Source organism: Paenibacillus helianthi (assembly GCF_001909055.1).
GTDB lineage: Bacteria > Bacillota > Bacilli > Paenibacillales > Paenibacillaceae > Paenibacillus_AQ > Paenibacillus_AQ helianthi.
Window position 1 is genome coordinate 1 of record NZ_LVWI01000122.1, and the last position, 1,309, is coordinate 1,309.

The window sequence follows — 1,309 nt, forward strand, 5'->3', positions numbered from 1 at the left end:
ATATTAGGGGAGGTTAGTGATAAAAGAAACAAAAATACTGATTCACATAATTTAGGGAAATCTACATTAAGCTCACTTATTGATTTTTGTCTGCTTAAAAGTAGATCGGAAAGTAGTTTTCTATTTAAAAACTTTGAATTATTTCAAGATTACACATTCTATATTGAAATTCAAAAGAACAAAGATAGTTTTGTTACTATAAGACGATCAGTTGATAATAACACGAAAATAAGCATGAGGTATCACAATTTACCTTACCAAGATTTGAGAGAAAATAATTATTGGGATTATGAAAATTTAGCACTTAACGCAGGAGATAAGAATGAAAATCCAAAAAGTATTTTAACGAACTTCTTAAATTTAATGTATGCAGAAAAATATGATTATAGAAAGTTTTTAGGTTATTTTTTAAGAAGTCAATATGACTATGACGAAGTTTTTAAACTAAAAAAGTACAGTGGAAAGTTAATTGATTGGAAACCTGCGTTATTAGACTTAATTGGTTTTAATGGTGATTTATTAGAAAACAAGCTTTCCCTCTACAATCAAATTGCAGTCACAAAAGATTACTTGAAGAAAATGAAATCGGAGCTCTCTGTTACAGACTATGAAGGAGACGTCATTAACTCTTTAATTGATGCGAAAATGACTGATAAGAAAAAGATGGAGGAGCAAATAAGCTCCTTTGACTTTTATGGAACAGAACGTGAATTTAATAGGGAATTAGTAGATGAAATAGAATTAGAAATAAGTAAATTAAACTCTCTAGAATATAGACTTTCATTTGAAACTAATAAAATAAAAGACTCTTTATCTCGTAAACTTTTGTTTGATATAGATAAAATCGAAGCTATACTTAAGGAAGTTAATTTGTATTTCCCTGATCAAATTAAGAAAAAATATGATCAACTAGTTCAATTTAATCTTGATATAACTAAGGAACGAAACAAATACCAAAAGGTCTCTTTGGAGAAAAAAAATAAAGAATTAGAGGAAGTAAGACTTCGACTACGTGAATACAACAGTAGGAGAAGTACGATCCTGTCTTCGCTTCAAGAAGAAGATTCATTTACAAAGTATAAGAAGTACCAATCACAGTTAATTGAAATTGATGTGGAAATTAATCAATTATTAAATAAACTTGAACATATTGATATAATAAAATCAATTAACAAAAATTTGGATAAACTAAAAAAAGATTACGAAAAAGCCTCGGAAAAGTTAGTAATACATCTTGAAGAAGATGTTAATAGTATTTACATAACGATAAAAAATTATTTCCGCGAATTAGTTCAATATATATTAAATG

At 27.3% G+C, this 1,309-nt stretch carries 1 protein-coding gene; it reads left to right on the forward strand.

Annotated elements, in window-relative coordinates; translation table 11 throughout:
- A partial coding sequence (locus A3844_RS32995; protein WP_074109587.1) for a hypothetical protein occupies positions 1 to 1,309 on the forward strand: 1,309 nt, incomplete at both ends.